At 69.7% G+C, this 25,503-nt stretch carries 25 protein-coding genes; 15 read left to right on the top strand and 10 right to left on the bottom strand.

The genetic code is table 11. The features are described 5' to 3' along the window. Positions 1-23 precede the first annotated feature (23 nt). Complete coding sequence (locus tag R2B38_RS20485) at positions 24-1,574, top strand: recombinase family protein (protein WP_318017514.1); 1,551 nt, start codon at positions 24-26, stop codon at positions 1,572-1,574. A gap of 996 nt (positions 1,575-2,570) precedes the next feature. Beyond that, positions 2,571-4,466, top strand: coding sequence for an NHL domain-containing thioredoxin family protein (locus R2B38_RS20490; protein WP_318017515.1), 1,896 nt, complete (start codon positions 2,571-2,573; stop codon positions 4,464-4,466). Positions 4,467-4,495: 29 nt separating this feature from the next. Here R2B38_RS20490 and R2B38_RS20495 read toward each other — a convergent pair whose 3' ends face one another. The 5 genes from R2B38_RS20495 to R2B38_RS20515 form a co-directional block, all read right to left on the bottom strand. Continuing rightward, positions 4,496-4,660, bottom strand: coding sequence for a hypothetical protein (locus R2B38_RS20495; protein ID WP_199811102.1), 165 nt, complete (start codon positions 4,658-4,660; stop codon positions 4,496-4,498). Between the two features lie 75 nt (positions 4,661-4,735). After that, positions 4,736-5,809, bottom strand: a complete 1,074-nt coding sequence (locus R2B38_RS20500; RefSeq protein ID WP_411978481.1) for a glycosyltransferase family 2 protein — start codon at positions 5,807-5,809, stop codon at positions 4,736-4,738. A 216-nt stretch (positions 5,810-6,025) separates the two neighbouring features. After that, positions 6,026-6,265 carry a DUF6458 family protein gene (locus R2B38_RS20505; protein ID WP_033285325.1) on the bottom strand — a complete coding sequence of 80 codons (240 nt, stop codon included), beginning with the start codon at positions 6,263-6,265 and terminating at the stop codon, positions 6,026-6,028. A gap of 87 nt (positions 6,266-6,352) precedes the next feature. Further along, positions 6,353-7,648 carry a M18 family aminopeptidase gene (locus tag R2B38_RS20510; protein WP_318017516.1) on the bottom strand — a complete coding sequence of 432 codons (1,296 nt, stop codon included), beginning with the start codon at positions 7,646-7,648 and terminating at the stop codon, positions 6,353-6,355. A 142-nt stretch (positions 7,649-7,790) separates the two neighbouring features. Beyond that, a complete protein-coding gene (locus tag R2B38_RS20515) occupies positions 7,791-9,617 on the bottom strand; it encodes an acyl-CoA dehydrogenase (RefSeq protein WP_318017517.1) in 1,827 nt (608 codons plus the stop codon). 126 nt (positions 9,618-9,743) lie between these two features. Between R2B38_RS20515 and R2B38_RS20520 the strand changes: the two genes are divergently transcribed. From R2B38_RS20520 to R2B38_RS20550, 7 genes are all read left to right on the top strand, one after another. Continuing rightward, positions 9,744-10,217 (top strand): SseB family protein, encoded by a 474-nt coding sequence (locus R2B38_RS20520; protein WP_019073480.1) that lies wholly within the window; start codon positions 9,744-9,746, stop codon positions 10,215-10,217. A gap of 151 nt (positions 10,218-10,368) precedes the next feature. Next, positions 10,369-11,190: an SDR family NAD(P)-dependent oxidoreductase gene (locus R2B38_RS20525; RefSeq protein WP_318017518.1), complete on the top strand. Its 822-nt coding sequence runs from the start codon at positions 10,369-10,371 to the stop codon at positions 11,188-11,190. 223 nt (positions 11,191-11,413) lie between these two features. Next, entirely contained in the window at positions 11,414-12,730 is a 1,317-nt protein-coding gene (locus R2B38_RS20530; RefSeq protein ID WP_318017519.1) for an aminotransferase class I/II-fold pyridoxal phosphate-dependent enzyme, read from the top strand. Then, positions 12,678-13,628, top strand: a complete 951-nt coding sequence (locus R2B38_RS20535) for a diiron oxygenase (RefSeq protein WP_318017520.1) — start codon at positions 12,678-12,680, stop codon at positions 13,626-13,628. Before R2B38_RS20530 ends, R2B38_RS20535 begins: the two co-directional genes overlap by 53 nt. Then, a complete protein-coding gene (locus R2B38_RS20540) occupies positions 13,625-14,524 on the top strand; it encodes a tryptophan 2,3-dioxygenase family protein (RefSeq protein WP_318017521.1) in 900 nt (299 codons plus the stop codon). Before R2B38_RS20535 ends, R2B38_RS20540 begins: the two co-directional genes overlap by 4 nt. Further along, on the top strand, positions 14,512-15,483 hold the full coding sequence (locus R2B38_RS20545; protein WP_078622785.1) for a pirin family protein: 972 nt from the start codon (positions 14,512-14,514) through the stop codon (positions 15,481-15,483). The genes R2B38_RS20540 and R2B38_RS20545 overlap by 13 nt, the downstream gene beginning before the upstream one ends. Positions 15,484-15,658: 175 nt before the next feature. Beyond that, a complete protein-coding gene (locus tag R2B38_RS20550; RefSeq protein WP_318017522.1) occupies positions 15,659-16,102 on the top strand; it encodes a VOC family protein in 444 nt (147 codons plus the stop codon). Between the two features lie 10 nt (positions 16,103-16,112). Here R2B38_RS20550 and R2B38_RS20555 read toward each other — a convergent pair whose 3' ends face one another. Continuing rightward, positions 16,113-16,502 (bottom strand): hypothetical protein, encoded by a 390-nt coding sequence (locus R2B38_RS20555; RefSeq protein WP_318017523.1) that lies wholly within the window; start codon positions 16,500-16,502, stop codon positions 16,113-16,115. A 188-nt stretch (positions 16,503-16,690) separates the two neighbouring features. On the opposite strand from R2B38_RS20555, the gene R2B38_RS20560 reads away from it, so the two are divergent. From R2B38_RS20560 to cutA, 3 genes are all read left to right on the top strand, one after another. Beyond that, on the top strand, positions 16,691-16,981 hold the full coding sequence (locus tag R2B38_RS20560) for a GntR family transcriptional regulator (RefSeq protein ID WP_318017524.1): 291 nt from the start codon (positions 16,691-16,693) through the stop codon (positions 16,979-16,981). A 442-nt stretch (positions 16,982-17,423) separates the two neighbouring features. Then, on the top strand, positions 17,424-18,155 hold the full coding sequence (locus tag R2B38_RS20565) for a 2'-5' RNA ligase family protein (RefSeq protein ID WP_318017525.1): 732 nt from the start codon (positions 17,424-17,426) through the stop codon (positions 18,153-18,155). Between the two features lie 166 nt (positions 18,156-18,321). Then, positions 18,322-18,648: a divalent-cation tolerance protein CutA gene (gene cutA, locus R2B38_RS20570; protein ID WP_318017526.1), complete on the top strand. Its 327-nt coding sequence runs from the start codon at positions 18,322-18,324 to the stop codon at positions 18,646-18,648. Between the two features lie 50 nt (positions 18,649-18,698). Here the strand turns inward: cutA and R2B38_RS20575 are convergent, their stop codons facing one another. From R2B38_RS20575 to R2B38_RS20585, 3 genes are all read right to left on the bottom strand, one after another. Next, positions 18,699-18,953: a hypothetical protein gene (locus R2B38_RS20575; protein ID WP_318017527.1), complete on the bottom strand. Its 255-nt coding sequence runs from the start codon at positions 18,951-18,953 to the stop codon at positions 18,699-18,701. 47 nt (positions 18,954-19,000) lie between these two features. After that, the gene (locus R2B38_RS20580; RefSeq protein ID WP_318017528.1) at positions 19,001-19,420 is read right to left on the bottom strand and encodes an NUDIX hydrolase; all 420 of its coding nucleotides are present in this window, start codon (positions 19,418-19,420) and stop codon (positions 19,001-19,003) included. A gap of 141 nt (positions 19,421-19,561) precedes the next feature. Beyond that, a complete protein-coding gene (locus tag R2B38_RS20585) occupies positions 19,562-20,716 on the bottom strand; it encodes an MFS transporter (protein WP_318021748.1) in 1,155 nt (384 codons plus the stop codon). 126 nt (positions 20,717-20,842) lie between these two features. Here R2B38_RS20585 and R2B38_RS20590 point away from each other — a divergent pair, with 126 nt between their 5' ends. From R2B38_RS20590 to R2B38_RS20600, 3 genes are all read left to right on the top strand, one after another. Further along, positions 20,843-21,649: a helix-turn-helix transcriptional regulator gene (locus R2B38_RS20590; protein ID WP_318017529.1), complete on the top strand. Its 807-nt coding sequence runs from the start codon at positions 20,843-20,845 to the stop codon at positions 21,647-21,649. Between the two features lie 82 nt (positions 21,650-21,731). Next, positions 21,732-22,130 carry a peptidase inhibitor family I36 protein gene (locus R2B38_RS20595; protein WP_318017530.1) on the top strand — a complete coding sequence of 133 codons (399 nt, stop codon included), beginning with the start codon at positions 21,732-21,734 and terminating at the stop codon, positions 22,128-22,130. 71 nt (positions 22,131-22,201) lie between these two features. Further along, positions 22,202-23,302 (top strand): AI-2E family transporter, encoded by a 1,101-nt coding sequence (locus R2B38_RS20600; RefSeq protein ID WP_318017531.1) that lies wholly within the window; start codon positions 22,202-22,204, stop codon positions 23,300-23,302. On the opposite strand, the gene R2B38_RS20605 is transcribed toward R2B38_RS20600, so the two are convergent. Then, entirely contained in the window at positions 23,218-25,416 is a 2,199-nt protein-coding gene (locus R2B38_RS20605) for a SpoIIE family protein phosphatase (protein ID WP_318017532.1), read from the bottom strand. The two genes, R2B38_RS20600 and R2B38_RS20605, sit on opposite strands and share 85 nt — an antisense overlap. Between the last annotated feature and the right edge of the window lie 87 nt (positions 25,417-25,503).

Here is a 25,503-nt window from a genome sequence, read left to right on the forward strand (position 1 = left end):
GAACTTCTGGTGATAATCAATTGGTGCACCAAGACGCGATCTGTGACCTGTACCTGCGCCTTTCTCTCGACCGAGATGGCAAGACCGCAATCGAACGGCAGGAAGCCGACTGCCGTGCATGGGCCGAACGCAACGGCCTCTCGGTCCGCAAGGTTCACATAGACAGGGGGCGCTCCGGCTACAAGGCCGTTGAGCGCAAGGGATTCGATGCCGCTCTCGCGGCCGTCACGGCCGGGGTTGTCGGCACCCTGATCGTCTGGAAGCTGGATCGGCTGTCGCGCAAGGGCATCGGTCAGGTCGGGAAGGTGCTTGACGACATCGAGAAGGCAGGGGGCCGTCTCGTCTCGGTAGTCGATGGGCTCGACACCTCCAACGACTCTGCGCGCATGGTCGTCGCGATGCTCGCCGAACTCGCCCGGTCGGAGTCCAAGAACCTGGGTACGCGGGTCGGGCATGCGAAACGCTATCTGCGCAGCAAAGGACAATGGATCGGTGGACAGCCTCCGTACGGGCTCAAGGTGGACCAGAAGACCAAGAAGCTGATCCATGACCCTGAGTACGCCGTTTACGCCCGTCTGATCGCAGACGAGGCGTTGGCCGGTATGTCTTTGGTTAACATCGCCCGGCTTCTCAACGAGTACGAGATCCTCTCCCCGCGCGGTGGACAGTGGAACGCGGCGAGCATCATGCAGCTTCTGCGCTCCCCGGCTTTCGCCGGCGTGATGCCCGAGACGGAGAGCATTGAGACGGAGGATGGGGAACGGAATTACACGAGCAGGGTTTTCCCGTACCGGGACCCCGAGACCCTCGAAACCGTGGACATCGGAGAGGGGATCATTACGGTTGGCGAGAGGGATCGCATCATCCGCCAACTTGAGGCACGTACCTTCGTACACGCGGGCAAGCGTCGACCGAAGCCGGAGGGAACGGCGTTGCTCACGGGCTTGGTGTTCTGCGGTGTGCCGGGCTGCGGACGCCGTATGCACCGCGTGGGCAACAGCTATCAGTGCATGGCACGTCGCGCGGGAAACCAGTGCATCGGTGCCTCGGCGATGGCTGACGTTGTGGACGGTTACGTGACGGGACGCTTCCTCACCAAGCTTCCAGCCCTCGAACCTGATGATCCGCTGCTCATCGCGATCGCGGATCGCTGGGTACATCGAGTTGACCCGGAGACGTTCGCGAAGCGTGACGCGATCACTGCCGAAGTCCAGGACGAGGAAACCCGGTTGGCGGATCTCGAAGACGCGCGATACGTGCGCGGCGAGTTCAAGGATGCTGCGGCTGTAGACCGCTACAACCGGCTCGCGGAGCGGCTTCGGAGCCGTATCGAGGGCCTGCGAAACGACTTTGACAAGCTGCCCGTACCGTCTGTGGACGTGTCTCCGATGCTCGACAGTGTTCTTCTTCGAGAAGCGTGGTCGCAAGCGACGAACGACGATCGGCGCGACCGGTTGTCACTGGCGATCGATCGGGTGGAAGTCAGCAAGGGCAAGCGTGGCCAGAGGATTGTTCCTGAGCAGCGCATCCGGATTCGCTGGGCCGAGATGCCGGAGGCGGAAGGTACCACCTAGGTCTGTTTGAGCGCCGTTCGCGGCCCGTTGTTGGGAAGTCCCTGGTGGTGGGCCGTTCGCTGGGCGCGGTGTCGGGCAAGCGCAATCTCTTCGCTGCAATGGACAAGCGCTTTGGTGCGCACCAGAAGCTCTCGGGGTATATCGGTCCCCGGAGGAGGGGGGGGTGGTGCTCCCTCGGTCCTGCGCCCGAACGTAGCGGCTCTCTGGGTTGCAGAGGTCATCGAGAGCAAGTACGCGTGTCAAGAGGTTGATTGTGTGAGTCGGTTCGAGTTCCCTGCCGGGCGGACGGGCACGGATGCCGCCGTGCGGCGAAGCGCGACGGACATTGCCGTGGCAGACGATGAAACGGCAAGGTCGGCGGCGCTGTCGGCATTGCAGAGCCTTGGCCTCCATCCATTGGAGTTCCCCGGCGCCCACCCAATACAGGTAGGTAGGCAGGCTCGCCCTCCCCGCCGTGTCCCGTCCTGGTTTCGCTCGCGTGCCCGGGGTGGGGCTTCACTGGCGTTTTCCAGGGCCGTGCCTGCCATGGCACACCTTCCGTGCGTCGCCCTTGTTCGTTCGCTGGTAGACCAGTGACACCAGCAAGTTGCCTGCAAGGGGCACGTCCCCTGCCGTGTGTACTGCCGACGGACCGAGCCGACAGACATGTTCGGCTTCCGCGTGCTGTCCGGCGTCACTCGTGATCCGTCCGGCAATCCGAGCTAATTCGCCGATGGCTTGCAGGAGCGACCGGCCGACAGCTTCTGAGTGGTTGCCTTGCCTGGACACTCTTACTGCGGAGCGGAGTTCACACTGAGTGGTCACAGCGGCGGGCGTCGGCAACCGGGTCCAGGACGACACCGGGCGCGTCGGCATTCTGCGTGACGTGATCAAGGACTACGAAGATCCCGCCGACCGGCCGGAAGGCGGTGGGCGTGAGTGGGCGGTGTCGCTGGACGCTGTTTCCCGCGTAGGAGTGCCTCAGGGTCCTCGAACCAGAGATGGCACCCTTGATGAATGAACGCTGCCTCCCCCGCCCCGCGCCGTGTACGCGTCCGTGCCCCCCAGCTGATCGGCAAAGGCGGCTGGCTCAACACGGGGGGCAAGAACCTGACGCTCGCGGAGCTACGGGGTAAGTGTGTTGTTGTAGATTTCTGGACCTTCTGCTGCATCAACTGCCTGCACGTCCTGGACGAACTCCGTGAGCTGGAGGAGAAGCACCGGGACACGGTCGTGATCATCGGCGTGCACTCGCCGAAGTTCGTGCACGAGGCCGAGCACCAGGCCGTCGTGGACGCGGTCGAGCGGTACGGCGTCGAGCATCCGGTCCTCGACGACCCGGAGCTGGCGACCTGGAAGCAGTACGCCGTCCGCGCCTGGCCCACGCTCGTCGTCATCGACCCTGAGGGCTACGTCGTCGCACAGCACGCGGGCGAGGGCCACGCGCACGCCATCGAGCGCCTGGTGGAGGAACTGGAGACCGAGCACACGGCGAAGGGCACGCTACGGCGCGGCGACGGCCCGTACGTGGCCCCGGAGCCGGAGCCGACGGTCCTGCGCTTCCCGGGCAAGGCGCTGGCCCTGCCCACCGGCACCTTCCTCGTCAGCGACACCACCCGGCACCAGCTGGTGGAGCTGGCGGCGGACGGGGAGAGCGTCGTCCGGCGGATCGGTTCCGGCGCGCGCGGCCTGCACGACGGTCCGGCCGACTCCGCCACCTTCAACGAACCCCAGGGCCTCGCCCTCCTCGACGACGGCTCCGTCGTCGTCGCCGACACCGTGAACCACGCGCTACGACGGCTCGACCTCACCACCGGCGCCGTCACCACCCTCGCGGGCACCGGCCGCCAGTGGATGCAGGGCGAGCCCACCTCGGGTCCCGCCCGCGAGGTCAGCCTCTCGTCCCCGTGGGACGTGGCCTGGTGGCAGGGCAAGGTGTGGATCGCCATGGCCGGCGTGCACCAACTCTGGGCCTACGACCCCGCAGACCCCGCAGACCCCACCGAAGCCACCGTCGCCGTCACCGCCGGCACCACCAACGAAGGCCTCGTCGACGGCCCCGCCCCCGACGCCTGGTTCGCCCAGCCCTCCGGACTCGCCGCCACCCCCGACCGACTCTGGCTCGCCGACTCCGAGACCTCCGCCCTGCGCTGGGTGGACCTCGACGGAGCCGTCCACACCGCCGTCGGCACCGGTCTCTTCGACTTCGGGCACCGTGACGGTTCCGCCGAACAGGCGCTGCTCCAGCACCCGTTGGGCGTCACCGCGCTCCCGGACGGCTCGGTCGCGATCAGCGACACGTACAACCACGCCCTGCGCCGTTACGACCCCGCGACCGGTCAAGTCACCACGCTGGCCACGGACTTGAGGGAGCCGAGCGACGCCGTGCTCGTCGGCGACGACATCCTGGTCGTCGAGTCCGCCCGGCACCGGCTGACCCGGCTGCACCTGCCGGAGGAGGCCGTACGCGTCGAGTCCGTCGCCCATCGCACCCAGCGCGCGGCCACCGAAGTCGCCCCCGGCGAGCTGAAGTTGGACGTCATCTTCCAGGCCCCGGCCGGGCAGAAACTCGACACCCGCTACGGCCCCTCGACCCGGCTCCTCGTCTCCGCCACCCCGCCCGAGCTGCTCGTCGGCGGTGAGGGCGCGGGCACGGACCTGAACCGCACCCTGACCCTCAACTCGGCCGTAACGGAAGGCGTGTTGCACGTCTCCGCCATGGCCGCCTCCTGCGATGACGACCCGGCTGGGGGCACCTCCCGGTCGAAGACTGGGGGAGAATACCCCGCCTGCCACGTCCACCAGCAGGACTGGGGCGTCCCGGTCCGCCTCACCGAGGGCGGGGCGGACCGACTTCCCCTCGTCCTGGCCGGCATGGACGACCGAGAGGGCCGAGGCGACCAGGACGCCTGAAGCGGGGCCCACAAAGACACCCGGCAGGCTCAGCGGCGCCGCGCCCTCGGCGCCAGCTTGTACAGCGCCATCCCCGCCGCCACCAGCGTCGTCGCCGCCACCATCATCGCCATGCTGTTCATCCACAGGCCCGTCGCGGCCAGCGTGGCACCTCCGGCGCCGGTCGTTCCGGCGCCGACAACTCTTCCGTACATAAACGTTTCTCCTAAAGGGTTCCGGTCAAGCGTCCTGCGGTGTGAGGGGTGGGGTGGGGTGGGGGTGGGGTGGGGCTAGGTCGCCACCCACTTCTCCTCGCTGCGGTGGGCCAGCCCCCACAGCGAGGTGAAGTAGACGGCGTGCTGGAAGAGGTCGTAGAGCATCTCGGGGATCATCAGTGCGGCGACCAGCACCGCGACGGGTCCGGCGCGGCGGACGGAGACGGTTTTCTCGACGACGAAGATCAGGCCGATCGCGGTCCAGAACGGGGACATGCCCGGGAAGCCGTAGACCGTCGTGTAGGTGGCCATGAAGGTCAGGTAGACCAGGAAGGACAGGGCGCCGAAGCCCATCAGGAACTGCTGGAGGAAGTAGCGGGCGGTGACCTTGGTCCAGCCGTAGTCGCGGAGGTTCTCCAGGGCGCCGCGCTGCCAGCGGAGGCGTTGGTGCCAGAGTTTGGGGAGGCTGGTCATGACCTCGGTGGTGACCGCGCAGCCCGCCGGGGACATGGCGCGGTAGCCGAGGGTCTTGACCGCCTTGGTCATCTCGTCGTCCTCGGTGAGGGAGGCGAGGCTGTAGTAGCCGTCGCCGCCGCCGATGAGACCGTCGAGGCGGGCCTGGCGCACCTCGCGCAGGACGCGGGCGCGGAACATCGTGCCGGTGCCGGTGAGGACCTGGGCCTTGCCGCCGGTGCGGTTCAACTCCCAGGCGTAGCGCTGGAATTCCATCCGCTGGAGGAGGCCGAGGAATCCGCCGCCCGGTTCGCCGTAGAAGACTCCTCCTACGGCGCCGACCTTGCGGTTGAAGGTGGCCGCCGCAGTCTCGCTGAACCAGGGGTTGAGGACGGTGTCCGCGTCCTGGACGAGGAGCAGGTCGCGTTCGTCGAGGTGGGGCAGGACCCAGTCGATGGCCTGGTTGAGGGCGCCGGCCTTCTTGTGGGTGTTGCCTTGCGTGGCGAAGACGTCCGCTCCGTGCGACGCGGCTACGGCGGCGGTGTCGTCCGTGCAGTTGTCCGTCACGACGACGATCAGGTCGGGCTTGCGGGTCTGGCGCCACAGGCCCTCGATCGCGGCGCCGATGCGGTCCGCTTCGTTGTGGGCCGGGATGAGGACCACCAGCCGTGGCTCGGACAGCCGTGGTTCGAGCACGGCAGCGGCCCCCTCGTGAAGATCGTGAGCGGGCCCGGGGCTGCCTCTCCCCGGGCCCTCAACTGCACGAAGTCTTCACGAGGTTCACACAACCGCACAATGCGCACCGCGTCACGGATTGCTCACGGTTGTCTGTGGATGTCCTGTGCGGGCGATTCGGCCCGAGTGCGGACTACGCCCACGTATCCACCGCCGAGGGATCCGGTCGGGTGTGGCTCAGGCGCCGTAGCCGCCGCGGTAGCCGCGCGTCTCGTCGTCCTCGACGACGGTCGTCTGACCCGGTATCACCACACGACGGCGCCGGGCCATGCTGCTGAACGTCACGACCCCGATCAGCCCGACGACCATGAGAATGACGCCGACCAGGTCGAGATTGACCCCCTGCATGTGCCAGTCGGTCGCGAACGTGAGGATCGCGCCGACGGCGATGAGGATGATGCATCCGCCCAGGCCCATGAGTGTTGCCTCCCTGTCCGGTCCGGTCGGCCCGGTCCGTCCCCGGGTACCCGGGGAAGCAACACCCATGCGCCGGGCGGGAGTTGGCTAGCCCTCCAGGAAGGCGGCCAGCGCGTTGGCCAGCAGGAACGGGTCGCGGTCGCCGCAGAGTTCGCGGGCGCTGTGCATCGAGAGGATGGCCACGCCGATGTCGACGGTCTTGATGCCGTGGCGGGCCGCGGTGATCGGGCCGATCGTCGTGCCGCAGGGCATGGAGTTGTTGGAGACGAAGGTCTGGAAGGGGACCCCGGCCTTCTCGCAGGCGGCGGCGAACACCGCGCGGCCCGAACCGTCCGTGGCGTAGCGGTTGTTGACGTTGACCTTGAGGATCGGTCCGCCGTTGACCCGCGGGTGGTGCGTCGGGTCGTGGCGCTCCGCGTAGTTCGGGTGCACCGCGTGACCCGTGTCGGAGGACAGGCAGACGGTCCCGGCGAAGGCCCGCGCCCGGTCCTCGTACGACCCGCCGCGCGCGAACACCGAGCGCTCCAGGACCCCGCCGAGCAGCGGCCCGTCCGCGCCCGTGTCGGACTGCGAGCCGTTCTCCTCGTGGTCGAAACCGGCGAGCACGGGGATGTACGGCAGGTTCTCGCGGGCCGCGGCGGACGCGAGGGCCGCGAGGCCCGCGTGCACGGACAGCAGGTTGTCCATGCGCGGGGCGGCGACCAGCTCCTGGTCACGGCCCAGGTAGGCGGGTGCCTCCACGGAGTGCGTCATCAGGTCCCAGCCGGTGACCTCGCCCGGCTCGAGCCCCGACTCCTCCTCCAGGAAGGCGATCAGGTCGCCGTCGCGGACGTCGTCGCCGAGGCCCCAGATCGGCTGGAGGTGCCGCTGCTTGTCCAGCTTGAGCCCGTCCGCCGACACGGAACGGTCCAGGTGGATGGCGAGCTGGGGCACCCTGAGCAGCGGCCGGTCCACGTTCACCAGCCGCGTCGAACCGTCCCGCAGGGTCAGCCGGCCGGCCAGACCGAGATCCCGGTCCAGCCAGGAGTTGAGCAGCGGGCCGCCGTAGATCTCGACGGCGACCTGGCGGAAGCCGTGGCCGCCGGTGTCGGGACGCGGCTTGACCCGCAGGTTCGGGGAGTCGGTGTGCGCGCCGACGATGCGGAAGGGGGTGTGGGGGGCCGCCCCCTCGGGGACGAACCAGGCCACGATCGCGCCACCGCGCAGCACGTACTTGCCGCCGCTCGTGCCGTCCCAGGCGTCCGTCTCGGCGACCTGCCTGAATCCGGCCTTCTCCAGCCGCTCGGCGGTGTTCGCCACGGCGTGGTACGGCGTGGGACTCGCCGCCAGGAAGGACAACAGGTCGTCGGTGTGGCCGCGGTCGAAGCGGGAGGGTTCGCTCATGGGGTTCACCTTAACGACGTACGAGGGCCCGCTCCCGGCGCCGGGAGCGGGCCCTCGCAAGGGCGATGTGGGGTTTCGCGAAGCTGTTCCGGTCTGTCCCGGAACGTGGTGCGGTGCTGACGCGGGGCTGGTGCGAGGCTGTCTAGAAGGCTGCCTCGTCCAGCTCCATCAGGTCCAGTTCTACGCCCTCGGCCACCTTCCGGGCGAGGGTCAGACCGGGCAGGACGTTGGCCGCGAAGAACTTCGCAGCCGCGATCTTGCCGGTGTAGAACGGCTTGTCCTTGGCCGACGCCGTCTCCAGCTTCTCGGCGGCGATCGCCGCGCCCTTGAGGAGCAGGTAGCCGACGACCACGTCACCGGAGGCGAGCAGCAGGCGGGTGGTGTTGAGGCCCACCTTGTAGATGTTCTTGACGTCCTGCTCGGTCGCCGCGAGGTCGGTCAGCATCAGGCCGACGATGGCCTCCAGCTCGACGGCCGCCTTGGCGAGGTGCTCGCGGGCGCCCGCCAGATCCTCGCCGCCCGTGCCCAGCGCGAGGAACTTCTTGATGTCCTCGGCGAGGGAGTTGAGGGCGGCGCCCTGGTTGCGGACGATCTTCCGGAAGAAGAAGTCCTGGCCCTGGATCGCGGTGGTGCCCTCGTACAGGGTGTCGATCTTGGCGTCCCGGATGTACTGCTCGATCGGGTACTCCTGGAGGAACCCGGAGCCGCCGAAGGTCTGGAGCGACTGGGCGAGCTGCTCGTAGCCCTTCTCGGAGCCGTAGCCCTTGACGATCGGCAGGAGGAGGTCGTTCAGGGCCTCCAGGGCGGCGGTGTCCTCGCCGGAGGCCTCCTTGACCTGGATCTCGTCCTGGATCGCGGCGGTGTACAGCACCAGGGCGCGCATGCCCTCGGCGTAGGCCTTCTGCGTCATGAGCGAGCGGCGCACGTCCGGGTGGTGCGTGATGGTGACCTTGGGCGCGGTCTTGTCCATGAAGTTCGCCAGGTCGGGGCCCTGGACGCGCTCCTTGGCGTACTCCAGCGCGTTCAGGTAGCCCGTCGACAGGGTGGAGATCGCCTTCGTGCCGACCATCATGCGGGCGAACTCGATGATGCGGAACATCTGCCGGATGCCGTCGTGCTTGTCGCCGATCAGCCAGCCCTTGGCGGGGTGGCGGTCGCCGAAGGTCATCTCGCAGGTGTTGGAGGCCTTGAGGCCCATCTTGTGCTCGACGTTCGTCGCGTAGGCGCCGTTGCGCTCGCCCAGCTCGCCGGTCTCGAAGTCGAACTCGTACTTCGGGACGAGGAACAGGGACAGGCCCTTGGTGCCCGGTCCGGCGCCCTCGGGGCGGGCGAGGACGTAGTGGAGGATGTTCTCCGACATGTCGTGCTCGCCGGACGTGATGAAGCGCTTCACGCCCTCGATGTGCCAGGAGCCGTCGTCCTGCTGGACGGCCTTGGTGCGGCCGGCGCCGACGTCCGAGCCCGCGTCGGGCTCGGTGAGGACCATGGTGGAGCCCCACTGCTTGTCGACGGCGATCTTCGCGATGTGCTTCTGGACCTCGTTGCCCTCCTCGAAGAGGATGCCCGCGAACGCGGGACCCGAGGAGTACATCCAGACGGCCGGGTTCGCGCCGAGCACCAGCTCCGCGTAGGCCCAGATCAGGGAGCGGGGCGCGGTGGAGCCGCCGATCTCCTCGGGCAGGCCGAGCCGCCAGTACTCGGAGTCCATGAACACCTTGTACGACTTCTTGAAGGAGGCCGGTACGGGCGCGGTGTTGGTCTCGGGGTCGAAGACGGGAGGGTTGCGGTCGGCGTCGGCGAAGGACTCGGCCAGCTCGTTCTCCGAGAGGCGGGTCAGCTCCGTCAGGACGCTCTTCGCGGTGTCCGTGTCCATCTCCGCGAATGGACCGGTTCCGTACAGCTTGTCGCGCCCGAGGACCTCGAAGAGGTTGAACTCGATGTCGCGGAGATTCGACTTGTAGTGCCCCATGGCGACGACTCCGTAGAAAGATATGTAGAACGAGACTCGTACTAAGCAGTAGCTACGATGATGCTACCCGCCGGTAATAAGACGCAACCCCAAGCCGTCCATCTGTGACTCGTTACTCTTGCGGGCATGTACGGCTACGACCAGAACGTGGGCGCTCAGCAGGGGTACGTCCCGCCCCAGCAGCAGATGGCCGGCGGCGTGGGCGGCTACGGCCAGCAGCCGCCGCTCTACCCTGAGCCGTCGCCGCCCTCGCTCGCGGACGCGGTGCGCGCGTTCACCACCGGGCAGATGGCGGCCGAGGACTTCCAGCAGGTCTTCGCGACCTCCAAGGTGTACTGCCCGCGCGGCGACAACCCGGGCTTCCTCGCGCTCCACAACACCCAGCAGCCGGTGATCCCGATGTTCACCTCGCTCAAGGAACTGCGCCGCTACGCCGGCAAGGAGTCCAAGTACTTCGTGATCACCGGCGCCGAGGTCATCGACCTGCTGCCGACCGGGTACGGCTTCGTCGTCGACATGGAGGGCGAGCACCGGATGGTGTTCGACGCGAAGGCGGTCGAGCAGATGGTGGAGTTCGCGATGCGCAGGATGTACGGCTGAGCGACTGACTCCGCGGGCCAGTCGCTGAAGTCCGGGTCCCGATCCGACGAGATGTCGACGGGGTTCCCGGTGTCGCGGTGGGCGTGTGCCGGTTGGCTGGAAGTGTGCGGTTCCGTCAGACAGCGGACGCGGCACACCGACGGGGGCCCGTATGGCGGCGGCACGGAACGTACTCATCACAGGCGGCTCGGCGGGGATCGGGCGCGCGTGCGTACGGCGGTTCGCGCGCGGCGGTGACCACGTCTGGTTCACGTACCACTCGGGGCGCGAGCGCGCGGCCCGGCTGGTCGCCGAACTGGCCGGCACCGGCGGGCATCCGGCGCGGGCCTTCGAGTTCCGCCAGGGCGAGTGGCCCGACCATGAACGCCTGGTCGCGGAACTGCCCGGACCGGTCGACGTGCTCGTCAACAACGCGGCGGTCGGCTCGAAGACCGTCGAGCACTACGTCCCCGGACCCGGCCACACCCAGGACGCGGCGTTCCTTCAGATCAACGCGGTGGGGCCGCTCTGGCTCACGGAGCAGCTGCTGCCGGGGATGCGGGCGCGCGGCCGCGGCACGATCGTCAACGTCGCCAGTGTCGGCGGGGGCGTCGCACAGTTCCCCGGCTTCCGGGTCGCGGACGGCATGAGCAAGGCCGCCCTCGCCTACCTCACCCGGCACCTGGCCGCCGAACTGGTCCACGACCCCGTCGACGTCGTGGCCGTCTGCCCCGGCGCGGTGGAGACCCCCATGTTCGAGGCCAGCACCCTCGCGGGCCTCACCCCGCGGGAACGCGCGACCCTGGAATCGACCCTCCCCCGAGGCCGCCTGATCGCCCCCACGGAAATAGCCGACCTGATCTGGCACCTGACCGGCCCCCTCGCCGCCCTCCTCCACGGAGCGGTGCTCGACGCGTCGATGGGGCTGGGGGTACGCCCGGGCCTGCTGGGCGGGGTGGGCGGGGTGGCGGAGGGGGCGGGGGTGGAGCGGTGACGGTGGATTGGGTTGCCGGTGCCGGTGCGTCGGCCGCGGCTTCCTGCTGGGGTGTGCGTGGTGTGGCTGGTTCTGGTGCGGGCGGGGCCGTCCGGTCGGTCCCGGCGTGCCCGTCGGTCCCGGCGTGCCGCGCTGACGCGGTTGCCGGTGCTCGCGCGTCGGCCCCCGCTCCCCGCCGGACCCCGCGTCGCGTCGCCGCTTCACCCGTGATCGGAGTCAGCCCGTGACCCCGGTCTCCCGGCAGGCAGTGACTTCCCATGTCTCCCGGCAGGCCGCCCGCCTCGTCGCCGGTTCGCCCGCCATCGCGGAGGCGCACTTCCGGGCGGAGGCGTTGCCGTACCACCCCCGGCTGCGGCCCGACGGCTGGCTCAATCTCGGGACCGCGGAGAACCGGCTCGTCCAGGACCTGCACACCGAGCCGCCCCGCCCGCTGACGGCCCGCGACACCCGTTACGCGCCCCTGTACGGCACCCCGGAGCTGCGCGCACACCTCGCACGGCACCTCACTGTCCCGGGGGAACGGCCGGTCGACCCCGAGGACCTGGTGGTCGTGGCGGGGGCGACGGCGGCCCTGGACGTGGTGGCCACCGCGCTGTGCGACCCGGGCGAGGCGATCGTCGTGCCCACGCCCTGCTACGGCGCCTTCGACACGGACCTCGGAGGCCGCTCGGGCGCCCGGCTGCTCCTCGCCCCGCCGGACCCGGAGGACGGCCACGGCCTCTCCGTACGCGCGGTGGACCGGACGCTGGCCGAGGCCCGGCGCGACGGCGTGGACGTACGGGCCGTGGCACTGGCGTCCCCGGCCAACCCGACCGGGGAGGTCCATCTGCCCGCGCGGTTACGGGAGTTGGCGGCGGTCGCGGCCCACCACGGCGTGGACATCGTGGCGGACGAGATCTACGCGGGCTCGGTGTTCGGCCCGCGCCCCTTCACCAGCCTGCGGACGGTCGCCGCCGACCCCGCCCGCACGCACACCGTGTGGGGCTTCGCGAAGGACTTCGGGCTGCCCGGCTTCAAGGCGGGCGTCCTGCACACCACGGACCCGGAGATCCGCGCCGCCGCCCGTGCCCTCGCCTACTTCGCCCCCGTCTCCACCCACACCCAGGCCCAGCTCACCACCCTCCTCGCCGACCCCGCCCGGGTGGACGCCTTCCTCGCCGAGAACCGCCGTCGCCTCGGCGCCTCCTACGCCCACGCCACGGCCCTGCTCGACACCTTCGGCATCCCGTACGCCCCCGCACAGGCGGGCTGCTCGATCTGGGCCGACCTGGGCGACCGTCTGCCCCACCCCGGCTTCGCCGGCGAACGCGCGCTGTGGCGGGAGATCCTCGACCGCACCCACGTCAGCATCCTGCCCGGCGAGGCCTTCCACGCCCCCCGCCCGGGCTGGTTCCGCGTCTGCCACTCGCTCGACGCGGCCCTCGTGACGGAGGCCCTGACCCGCCTGGGCCACCTGCTCACCGAGAAGGTCGAGAAGGGAGCACCTCATGACGACCCACGACACCGACACACCCCCCGGCCCGCTGGACCGCTGGTATGACCAGGCCGGCGTCCGCACCGGCGTGCGCCGCGTGTTCCACGAGGAGACCGAGCGCGGCCGGGTCTTCTTCCCGGCCGCCCTGGTGCCGTACGCCGGCCACGAGGCCGTACGGGAACTGGCGCCCGAGCGGCTGCGCGAGCTGACCGTGCGGCACCTCTACCAGTTCCTGCTGTCGACGACCCACCTGGAGACCCGGGTCGTCAACACGGCAGCCGAGGCCGTGGCCAACGGCCGTACCGGACTCGATCTCCCCGCCGCCCTGCGCCCGGACGCCTTCAAGGTCTACTGCGACGAGGGCTACCACGCCCTCTACAGCCTCGACCTGGCCGACCAGATCGCCGCCGTCACCAGCATCGCGATACCGGACCAGGACTACGGCGGCTTCGTCGAGCGGTTGCGGACCTCCGCCCACCGCGCGCTGCCCGCCGCGCCCGCCCTCGCCGGACTCCTCCAGGCGGTGGTGTTCGAGACCTTGATCACGGCCGTGCTGAACGAGGTCCCGGGTGACCCGTCCGTGGTCGGCGTGGTCCGCGACCTGCTGCGCGACCACGCCCGGGACGAGGGCCGCCACCACCGCTTCTTCTCCGCGCTCTTCCGCGAGGTCTGGACCCACCTCTCCACCCCCGACCGAACCGCAGCCGCCCGTGCCCTCCCCGAACTGATCCGGACCGCCCTGACCTGGGACCCCGCCCCCGTCCGCACCTCCCTGCGGCTGGCCGGCCTGGACCCCGACACCGCCCGCCAGGTCGCCGACGACTGCTGCGCGCCCGGCCCGGACCCCCGCCGCCTGAACGAGACCGCCCGTTCGACGCTACGGCTCTGCGCGACCGTCGGAGTCTTCGAACTCCCGGGCGCCCGCGAGCACTTCGCGGCCCACGGCTTCGAGGAGACCCCGTGAACCGGACCACGACCACCACGACCACCCTCACCTACGGCACCTACCTGCGCCTCCCGCAGCTCCTCGGCCAGCAGCTGCCGCTGGCCGCCGCCGCGCACGACGAGCATCTGTTCATCACCGTGCACCAGGTGCACGAACTCTGGTTCAAGCAGCTCCTCGTCGAGCTCACGGACGCCCGCGACCGGATGCTGGCGGGCGAGAACGCCGTAGCGCTACGACGGCTGTGCCGCTGCCGGGAGATCGAGCGGGCGCTGCTCGACGCACTGGCGCTGCTGGACACCATGGCGCCGGGCGACTTCGAGGCGTTCCGCGGTGCGCTCGGCACGGCGAGTGGCGGGCAGTCCGCGCAGTTCCACGAGATCGAGGCGCTCTCGGCGCGCCGGGACCACCGCACCCGCTCGATGCGCTGGCTGACGGAGGCCGAGCGGGCCCGGCTGGACCGGCGGCTGCTGGAGCCGACGCTGTGGGACGGGTTCCTCGCGGCGCTCCCCAGTGCGGGCCGGGATGCCGCGTTCCGCGGCGAGGGGCCGCTCGGGGAGCTGGCGGACGCGCTGCTCGGCCACGACGAGGGCTGGGCGCTGTGGCGGGCCCGGCACGTCCTGGTCGTGGAGCGGCAGATCGGCAAGGGCCGGGGTACGGCGGGCAGTTCGGGGCCGCGTATCTGCGGGAGCGCACCGGCGAACGGTTCTTCCCGGAGCTGTGGGAAGCTCGGGGCGCTGTGCTGTGAGCCCCTGATGTGTCCGCTGTGTGTGTCCGTTGCGTGTGCCCGTTGTGCGGGCGGGTCGGGCGGGAGCCCGGAGGGAATGTCCTCCGGGCTTCTTCTGTTGTGGGGTAGCAGAAAGTTCAACGCTCAACTAAACTCGACGCACAAGGAGGTCCCGACATGCCTGCAGTGACCGTAGAGAACCCGCTGACCCTGCCCCGCGTGGCCGCGCCGGCCGACGCCGTGGCACGTCCCGTGCTCGCCGTCTCGACCGCGCCCAGCGGTTTCGAGGGTGAGGGCTTCCCGGTGCGCCGCGCGTTCGCCGGGATCAACTACCGCCACCTCGACCCGTTCATCATGATGGACCAGATGGGCGAGGTGGAGTACGCGCCGGGCGAGCCGAAGGGCACCCCCTGGCACCCGCACCGCGGCTTCGAGACGGTGACGTACATCATCGACGGCGTCTTCGACCACCAGGACTCGAACGGCGGCGGCGGCACCATCACCAACGGCGACACGCAGTGGATGACGGCGGGCGCGGGCCTGCTGCACATCGAGGCGCCGCCGGAGTCGCTGGTCGTGTCCGGCGGGCTCTTCCACGGCCTGCAGCTGTGGGTGAACCTCCCGGCCAAGGACAAGATGATGCCCCCGCGCTACCAGGACATCCGCGGCGGCCAGGTCCAGCTGCTCACCACCCCCGACGGCGGCGCGCTCCTGCGGGTCATCGCCGGTGAGCTGGACGGTCACCAGGGTCCCGGTATCACGCACACGCCGATCACGATGATCCACGCGACGGTGGCGCCGGGCGCGGAGGTCACGCTGCCCTGGCGCGAGGACTTCAACGGTGTCGCGTACGTCCTGGCGGGCAAGGGCTCGGTCGGTGCGGAGCGGCGCGCGATCCACATGGGCCAGACCGCGGTCTTCGGCGCGGGTTCGTCCCTGACGGTCCGCGCGGACGAGCAGCAGGACGGCAACACTCCCGACCTCGAGGTCGCGATCCTCGGCGGCCAGCCGATCCGCGAGCCGATGGCCCACTACGGCCCGTTCGTCATGAACACCCGCGAGGAGCTCCAGCAGGCGTTCGAGGACTTCCAGAAGGGGCGGCTGGGGACGATCCCGGCGGTTCATGGGATGGGTGAGGGCGGCCTGTAAGCCTCGCCGGAACGGCAGTTGTTGGAGCAGAAGTAACCGAAGCCCCGTCCAGGTCTGGACGGGGCTTCGGTGTCATGTCGAGATCGTGCCCTCGGCTCCGTCCCAGGGATATCAGGGATACCAGCGGCCACCATCGGCCGTACTGGGAAGTGAGAAGGAAGAGGGAGTGATCACCATGGCGATTCAGCGGATGGACAACGTGGGCATCGTCGTCGACGACCTGGACGCAGCCGTCGCGTTCTTCGTCGAACTCGGTATGGAGCTGGAGGGCAGGGCGGAGATCGAGGGCCTGGTCGCCGACCGGTGCACCGGACTCGACGGCGTCCACTGCGACATCGCGATGGTCCGCACCCCGGACGGCCACAGCCGCCTGGAACTGGCGAGGTACCGCACCCCGGAGGCGACCAGCGCCGACCCGCGCGACCGCCCGCACAACATCCTGGGCACGCACCGCGTGATGTTCGCCGTGGACGACATCGAGGACACGGTCGCCCGCCTGCGCCCGCACGGGGCCCAACTCCTCGGCGGGATCGCCCGGTTCGAGGACAGCTATCTGCTCTGCTACGTCCGCGGGCCGGAGGGGATCATCGTCGGGTTGGCGGAGCAGCTGCACGGCTGAGTGTCAGGGGTCATACGGCGACGGCGACGTTCACGGGGACCGTGCGGCCATGGGGGCTGACGTAGACGCCGTGGATGAAATACGGGCCGACGTCGATTCCGCGGTCGGCCATGTCGAGGGCCCAGAGTCGTTCGGCTTGGGCCTGCTGTTCCGGTGTCATGGGGCGCTTACGTGGTGCGGCGTCGAGGTAGGGCCGTACCAGGTCAAGGGTGTCGACGAACGGCACGTTGGCGGCCGCGTCGATCGCGTACGGGCTCTTGCGGGGCGGGAGGGGACTGCGGGCGGCGGGCCTGAGGGTGGCCGGGGGCGCGGTGGGCGGTACGCCGGCGCGCCGCGAACCGGTCGCGGGGAACAGGAGGGCGCAAAGGGCATGGAGAGCCCGCGCGATAAGGTCTTTCACGTTCGTCAGCTCCTACATAGCTGATGGACCCCGCCCCGGGACGGCTGCAACCGTCCTGGGGCGATCTTGTTGGCGCTGACTGTAATGCTTTACGTCAGTACACGTAAAGGCACGTAAAGACGCGTAGAGATCTATGGGATTACGTATCCGGACGTGCCTCCCGGTAGGGCAGGGTCTACCGTCGACCCATGACGTATGGGCCTGATGACGAGATCGAGCGCGATGCGCCGGACGCACCGTTCGAGCAGCTGGCCGGCATCCTGCGGGCACGGATCCAGCGGGGCGACTGGAAGCCGAACCGGGCGATCTCTTCCGAAGCTCGGCTCGGGGACGAGTTCGGCCTGTCCCGTCCGACGGTGCGACGGGCCATCGCCTTCCTCGTCGACGAGGGCTGGTTGTTCGTCCGGCAAGGGCGCGGAACCTACGTCGCGGAGCGATCGCCGTCGGCACCTGCGGATGATTCCGGCGACGTTTCCTAGTCGGCGGCCTCAGGTACCTAGAAGGTCCAGGATGTTCCGGGCTCGTCCAGCCAAGCGGCCTGCCCTTCCGTGTCGCCAGTGAGCCCGAACCGCTTGCCGGTCGGGGACTCCGGGGCCGGGGACTGCGACACTGCGTTCACCACGTCACGTCCGGCAGTATCAGGGGCGGCTGCCGAGTACACCCCGCCTGTCAGTAGACGATGCCGGTCCGCGTCCACATCAACGGATCGACGCGCCAGTCCAGCGCCCCTGCGCTGATGAGGCGGACACTGTGAACCCGGCTTCCTGCGGCGTGATTTCACGCTTCCCGAACCTCGCCGTGCAGGGTCCCAGCGGCGACCCGGTTGTACGCTGCTGCCGTCATTTCTCGGACCAGCGAGCTTCCAGTATCTGTAACGATGTCCGCATCAGGAGATGCCTCAGGAAGGACGTCGCCAACGGGATGGCTCCGCTGATATCGCACCCGGAAGCGTTCCCCGCCACTTCTCCTCCGGACCTCGATGATCCTGTGGTCATCGCTGCCCACGAGTGGCAGGCTTTCGATGAACTAGTCCAGATGGAGGACCACTGGCAGCGCCCAGGATGGACCGCGAAGACCCGGGCCTACTACTGGCTGATCACCATCCCCGACGACCACGCCTTCGTCGCTCACGCTCTGCGCAGCCAGGATCTCGTCCGCGATCTCGGAGTGTTCGATCTGATTGGCGCGGGGGACTTCCACCTGACGCTCGGACGCATCGGGCGCACTGATGAAGTCGATGACGGCCAACTCGGGTATCTCACCAAGGCTGTTCAGGCCGCTGCGCCCCACACGTTCAAACTCTCCGCTCTGCCCTTGACCGGATCCCACGGAGCCCTCCGCTACAGCGTTGCTCCCTGGACTCCCGTTATTGCCCTCCACCAGCTCCTGGTTGAGACGGCGGCCAGATGCGGCCTGCCGCCCATGAAGAGCACTAGCAGACTCAGACCACACATCGGGATCGGCTACTGCCACACAGCAGGTCCGGCCGGCCCCGTCCATGCCGCGGTGAAACCCCTCCGGTCGTTGCCGCCCACAGACCTACTGATCGATCGTCTCGATCTTGTCGAAATGCGACGTGAGCGTGCTTCCTACAAGTGGCGGGTCATCCAGACCGTTCGGCTGCAACGCGCCCACGGAGTGGCACTCACCTGATCGGCGCGAATCTGTGCACGCCTCCATGGGTGCTAAAGCGACGGACCGCCCTCGAACATGCGAGTGAAGCCACCTCAGGCCGTCCGAAGTGAGGTCAACTGGTCTGCCGTAGCGAACCAGAGACTGCTGAGTAGGCCGTGGTACACGGAGCTGGAGAGGTAGTCGCATGACCAACGAGATTGTGATCGCGCAGACGACCGTCGACGACGAGGGCCAGGCCAGGGCGCTGGCACGGGGTGCGGTCGAGAGCAAGTTGGCAGCGGGCGTTCACATCGACGGGCCGATCACCGCCGTCTACTGGTGGAAGAACGCGGTCGAGACGGCGCGGGAGTGGCGTATCTCGTACATGACGACGACAGACCGTCTCCAGCAGTTGGAGGCATGGCTCTCCGCGAGGCACCCGTACGACGTCCCCCAGTGGATCATGCTGCCTGTGACCGGCGGGTCTGAGGCGTATCTGTCGTGGGTCCGTGAGGAGACGACACGGGACTGAGGAACGACGTACCGCTCGACGGCGGTGGTGTGCCGAACCAGGGGAACGATTCAGGACGCGAACTGCCGCAAGTGGTGGACGAGTTCCCGCTCGCTGTCGGGGAGCCAAGCGGCGATTTCCGCGGCGCCTTCCTTACCCATGGTGTTGGGCTTGGCCTGTGATGCGGCCGTGAACTGGTGCGATATGTAGACGCCTTGCTCGACGTCGCCTCCGCGCCACAGGGGCGGGGCGAGATCACCGAGGACGCCGACGCCGCCCGGTAGTTGGTCCCCGAGGTGGTCGACGGCGGTGTCGGCCAGTGCCACGAGGTGCGTTGGGGTCCTCGCACCATCAGCATTTTGTCCATCGCCGGTCACATCCGTGCGTACCAGGCGGAGATGGACTGCTTGTATCCGTCCGGCATGGTCAAGCCGGGCACTTCGTCGGCCGTGAACAGGCCCAGTTGTTTGTGCTCGTGGCTCAGCACGGGATCCATGTCCGGGGTGAGGACGACGCAGCCGTAGGTGACGATCACAACTCGCCGGTCCGGCATGACCACGGGCAGAGGCTGGTAGATCCACACGTCCAGGAGCGGACCGGCCTTCACTGCCCAGCCGGTCTCCTCCTCGATCTCCCGCTCCACTGTGAACTCAGGTGTGGCATCGGAGAGTTCGAGCCGGCCTCCGGGCAGTTCCCACTCCTCGCGTTCGTTCTTCAGCAGCAGTACGCGTCGGCGGCCGTCCACGGCAACACCCTTGATGGAGACAGGCCAGGTGGGGGGCATGTACGCCATCCCTCTCCTCGGATTTCACGTGCGGCCGGGGGCGTTCGGAACGTAGCACGCGACCCGTGGCGTGAGACGGGCATGGGCGAAGTGCCCCATGCGCTGAGTCCATCCGCTGTACCCCGACACTGGCACCGACTCGGCCTGTCCCTACGAAGGAGCGAGGGACGTGTCCTCCGCTCCCACCCCTTCCCCCTGCCCCGGCTCCCGCAAGAACCCCGAGAGCAGCATCGCCAGCACCGGCACCGTGGCGAGTACCGCGAGGGCGCCCCGGGGACCGTAGTGCGTCGCGATGAGGCCCAGCAGCGGCATGAACAGTCCGCCGGCGCTCATCGCGAGGCCGAGGGTGACACCGGCGGCGGTGCCGGGGCGGCTGGGGAGGTAGTCCTGGCCGAGCTTGATGAGGACGGCGAACGGGATGTTCGAGATCAGGCCGACCAGCAGCGCGAGGGGCAGCGCGGCGTACTTGTCGTCGCAGATCAGCATGAGCCACAGGGCGGGCAGCATCGCCGCGTTGCCGATCTGCACGGTGCGCACCATGCCGATGCGGTCCGCCAGCCGCCCGCCGAGCAGGGTGCCGGCGACACCGCCGCCGAGTTCGAGGGTCAGGGCGAGGCCGCCGAGGCCGCTGCTCGCTCCCAGGTGGCGGATCCAGTACAGCGAGATGAAGGTGTTCAGCCCGGTCGAGATGGTCGACCGTACGATCTCGACGGTGGTCAGCGCCGCGAACCTGCCCGGTCGGTCCCTGCCCTGGCGCGGGGCTGTTTTGGCCGCCGTAGCTGATGTGCGGGTGTGGTGGCGGAACAGGACGAAGCCCATGAGGACGGCGGGCGGGATGAAGAGGGCCGTCGCGCTCATCCCGAGGGTGTCCAGGGCTGGGGTGACCAGTGCAGGGGCGGTGAAGAAGCCGACGCTGCCGCCCGCGGCGAAGTAGCTCATCGCGGTGGCGCTGCCCCCGGCGGCGCGGCGGGCGTCGCGCCCCGCGGGCGGGTGGAACATCGCGATGCCGACGCCCGCCAGCAGGAGCAGGGCGAAGACCAGGGGGTAGGAGGGCGTCAGGCCGGACAGGCCCGCCCCGATCCCGGCGAGGCTGACCCCGAGCGGCGACATCCAGCGCAGCCGGAACCGGTCGGCCAGCAGTCCGATCGGCACCTGCGGCAACGCGCTGCCGAGCGTCGCGGCAAGGGCAAGACCCGAGGCCTGCACGTAACTGAAGTCCCGCTGGAGCACGAAGTAGGGGACCGCGGCCGGTACGAGGCCCTGGTAGAAGTCGTCGACGGCGTGGGCGCTCGCCCAGATCCGCATCCGGCGCCAGTGCCCGGGCGGACCACCCGCCTCACGGGGAGTGTCTGTTCCATGTTCCTGGATGGCTGTCACACATCCACGATCGGCTGGGACACCCCGGGCGCGCTTCCCGTATTCTGCCTATCCATGTCGCAGACCCGCCATGAGCCCGTCGCGCCGACCACCACCCGGTTCCTCGGCGGCGGCGAGACCATCGCCCGGCACCGCCACGACGACCACCAGCTGATCTACGTCAGCTCGGGCGTCCTCGCGATCACCACGGAACACGGCTCCTGGATCGCCTCCGACGACCGCGCCGTGTGGATCCCGGCGAACACCTGGCACGAACACCGCTTCCACGGCCAAAGCCGCTTCCACACCATCGGCTTCCCCGCCCACGGCAAGGCGCCCCTGCTCGACGCCGAACGCCCCACGGTCATCGCCGTCGACAGCCTGACGCGCGAACTGATCGTCGCGCTCGCCGGCACCACCCTCACCGGCGCCACCCTCACCCCCACCGAGGCCCGGCACATCGAGACCGTGCTGCGCGACCGGCTGCGCCGCGTGCCGACCGAGCCCGTCGCCCTGCCCGCGGCCCGCGACCGACGGCTCGCCGACGCCTGCCGCCTCGTCGAGGAGGAGCTGCACGAGCCCTGCACCCTCGCCCAGCTCGCCGCCCGCGTGCACACCAGCGAGCGCACCCTCTCCCGCCTCTACCGCGACGAGTTCGGCCTGACCTTCCCCCAGTGGCGCACCCGCGTCCGCATCGTCACCGCGATGGTCATGCTCGCCGAGGGCGCCACGGTCACCGACACCGCCCACGCCTGCGGCTGGGCCACGACCAGCGCCTTCGTCCAGACCTTCGCCCAGACGGTGGGCACCACCCCCGGCGTCTACCGCGCGGGCATGGACAAGACCGCGGTCGGCGAGAGCGCGGGTGCTCCGTCCGGGTGACCTGGACCCGGCGGGGGCATGAAGGTGCCGCGCGCGGAAAGGGACGGGCTGCAAGTGGACACCGACCGCAAGGAAGTCACCCGTGCGTATCCGCATGAGTCTGGCCGTCGCCATGGCGGCCACCTGTCTCGCCCTGACCGGCGCGGCCAGCCCCTCCCAGGCCCGTACCTCCCCCGCCTCCACCGGACAAGCGGCGAGCGCCGCGTCGCACCGCGCGGACGAGAACTGCGGGGCGGGGGAGATCTGCTTCTGGCACGACAGGAACTACTCGGGCACCCCCTGGCGGTGGAGCCCCGCCTCCGGGTACCGCGACATGCCGTCCAACCTCCACGACCACGTGTACTCCTTCAAGGCCAACGCCAACGCCTGCTTCATCGACTGGAGCCCGCAGGAGAAGCGAGCCGTCAACACCGGTGACTACGCCCAGGCCTACGACACCAACTTCGGCACGAGGATCGACGCGGTAGACACGCGCTGCTGAGTCCGCCTCCCCGTCACTCGGGCGGGCCGTCCCCACAGGACGGCCCGCCCGATGCGTGGTCGGGTGGGACCGTGCAGCTCCTCCCCGTTCCCGTACGGCGCCTCGCCGCCTGGTGCGCCGTCATCCTGCTCGTGTCAGGGGTCGGCTACGTCGGGATCCGGCTCTGCGCCGAGCTGAGGACCGCGGTGACGCCCGTGCTGCTCGCGCTGCTCGGGACCGCGTTGCTCGGGCCGCTGTACCGGCGGCTGGTGAAGGCGCACGTGAACCGGTCCGTGGCCGCGATGATCACCTGTGTCGCGGTCGTCGCCGTGGTCGGCGGGGCCGTGTACATCGTGGTGGCCGCGCTGATCGACACCGGCGACCAGATCGTGTCCTCGCTCAAGGACGCGGCGACCTCCGTCTCCGACCACTTCGGGGCCGCCGGGACCTCGCTGGACGACCTCGCCACCAACGCCAAGGAACTGCTCACCAAGTTCGGCGGGACGGCCGCGTCCAACGTCATCAGCGGGGTCAGTGTCGTCGGCGAGACCATCGCCATGGCCGTACTGGCGCTGCTCCTCGTCTTCTTCTTCCTCCGCGACTCCCACCTCGCCACCGGACTGCTGCGCTCGCTCGCCCCCCGCGCCAACGCCGACCTCGTCGAGGCCATGGCCCGCCGTGCCTTCGAGGGTGTCGAGGGATTCATGCGGGGGACCACCGTCATCGCCCTCATCGACGCCCTCTGCATCGGCATCGGGCTGCTCGTGCTCGACGTGCCGGGGGCTTTCGGCCTGGCCGCGCTCGTCTTCGTCGGCGCCTACATCCCCTACCTCGGCGCCTTCCTCTCCGGCGCCGTCGCCGTGCTGGTCGCGCTCGCCGACCGGGGTGTCGTCATCGCCCTGTGGGCGCTCGGCGTCGTCCTCGCCGTGCAGGTCCTTGAGGGCCACGTCCTCCAGCCGATGATCCAGAGCCGGACCGTGCAGATGCACCCGGCGGTCGTGATGATCGCGATCACCGCGGGCGCGTCCGTGGCCGGAATCCTCGGCATGCTGCTCGCGGTGCCGCTGACCGCGGCCGCCTTCGGGGTCGTCCACGAACTGCGGGAGCGTTACGCGTCCCAGGACCCGAACTCCGAGACGCCGCCCGGGGCTTCACCGGCCGCGCCCCCGTCCCCGTCGCCGTCGGACTCGTAGAGCTCGAACCAGATGCTCTTGCCCTCGCCCCTCGGGTCCACGCCCCAGGTCTCGGCGAGGAGTTCGATGAGGAGCAACCCCCTCCCGGAGGACGCCAGTTCACCGGGGTGCCGCTTGTGCGGGAGGTCGTCGCCCGCGTCCGTGACCTCGACCCGCATCCGCCGCTCACCCGCGTCACCGGTCACCTCCGCCGTCAGCAGGGCGTCGGCGTCGGTGTGGACGAGGACGTTGGTGAGCATCTCGGAGACGAGCAGGACCGCCGAGTCGACCTGGTCGGCGCCGGTCCAGTCGTGGAGGAGTTCGCGCACCTGCTGCCGGGCCACCGCGATCCGCTCGGGCTCGGCCTGTGCGACCGTGAGCACCGTACGGCGGATCTTCGGCGGGTCGACGACCGTGTCGCCGCAGCCGCAGGCCTCGCCCTCGCGGGACAGCAGGAGTACGGCGATGTCGTCCTCGCGGCGGTCCGCGAGCGGGCCGGTGGTGTGGTGCGAGGAGGGTCCGTGGACGGCCTGGACGAGGGCGTCGGCGAGTTCCTCCAGGTCGCCCTTGTGCTCCTCCAGGATGGTCCGGATGCGCTGCCAGCCCGTCTCCAGGTCGTGGCCGCCGGTCTCGATCAGCCCGTCGGTGCACATCAGCATGGTCTCGCCGGGCTCCAGCGCGAGGGTGGTCGTCGGGTAGTCGGCGTCCGGGTCGATGCCGAGCGGCAGTCCGCCCGCCGTGGGCCGCATCAGCACCGTGCCGTCCGCCATGCGTATCGCCGGGTCGGGATGGCCGGCGCGGGCGATCTCCAGGACCCCGGTCGCCGGGTCGGCCTCGACGTACAGGCAGGTCGCGAAGCGCGGGTCGGCCTTCTCCGCGTCGCCGTTGGTGATGCCGTGCAGGAAACGGGAGGCGCGGGAGAGGACGGCGTCCGGGCGGTGGCCCTCGGAGGCGTAGGCGCGCAGCGCGATACGGAGCTGGCCCATCAGCCCGGCGGCGCGCACGTCATGGCCCTGGACGTCCCCGATGACCAGGGCGATTCTGCCTCCCCCAGAGGGGGTGCCCCCAGGCAAGGGGATCATGTCGTACCAGTCGCCGCCGACCTGGAGCCCGCCCCCGGTCGGTATGTAGCGGGCGGCGACGCTCATGCCCGGGATCTCCGGGCCCAGCGTGGGCAGCATGGAGCGCTGGAGCCCGTCGGTGAGCTCGCGCTCGGACTCGGCGACACCGGCGCGGGAGAGGGCCTGGGCGAGCATGCGGGCGACCGTGGTGAGGACGGACCGCTCGTCGGGCGTGAAGGCGACCGGGTAGGTGAAGGCGGCCATCCAGGCGCCCATCGTCCGCCCGGCGACCGTCAGTGGCAGGAACGCCCAGGACTGCCGGTGGAAGTGCTGGGCGAGCGGCCAGGTGACCGGGTAGCGCTCCTTGTACTGCTCGGGCGTGGACAGATAGACGGCACGGCCCGTCCGTACGACCTCGGCGGCCGGGTAGTCCGTCACCATCGACATGTGCGAGAACGGGTCCTCGTCGCCCGGCTGATGCCCGTGATGGCCGACGATCGTCAGCCGGTCGCCCGATACGCCGAACACCGCGAGGCCGTCCGGTGAGAAGCCCGGCATCGACAGGCCCGCCGCGACCCGCAGCACCTCCGCCGTGGACCGTGCCTCCGCGAGCGCCCGGCCCGCGTCCAGCAGGAACGCCTCCCGCGAGCGCCGCCAGTCGCCGGTGACCGCCGTCCGCCCGGCCGGGGTGCCCGGTGTGGGCTCGGTGACCTCCTGGAGGGTGCCGATCAGCTCGTACGACCGTTTCTCGGGGTTGTAGGACGGCTTGGAGCGGCTGCGGACGACGCGGATCACCCGGCCCCGCTCGTCCATGATCCGGATGCGGACCTCGGCGAGGGTGCCCTCGGCGACGGCCAGCCCGACGACCCCCGTGATCTCGTTCCAGTCCACGGGGTGGAGTCGGGCCCGGGTCTGGGCCTCCGTGAGGGTGGTCTGTTCGGGGGGCAGCCCGAGCAGCCGTGCGGCCTCGGCGTCCACCGTGACCAGCTCCGAGGCGGTGTCCCAATGCCACAGACCGGTCGCGAGGGCGGCGAGTACCTCCCCCACGGCGGGCAGGGGCTCACCAGTGCGCATTGCCCCACTGTAAGAAGAGGAGATCGAAACCTGCCACCGAGGGAGCAGCGAGGGACCCCGGAGTTAATGGTGGGGAGGTGATCAATG

Source organism: Streptomyces sp. N50 (assembly GCF_033335955.1).
Lineage (GTDB): Bacteria > Actinomycetota > Actinomycetes > Streptomycetales > Streptomycetaceae > Streptomyces.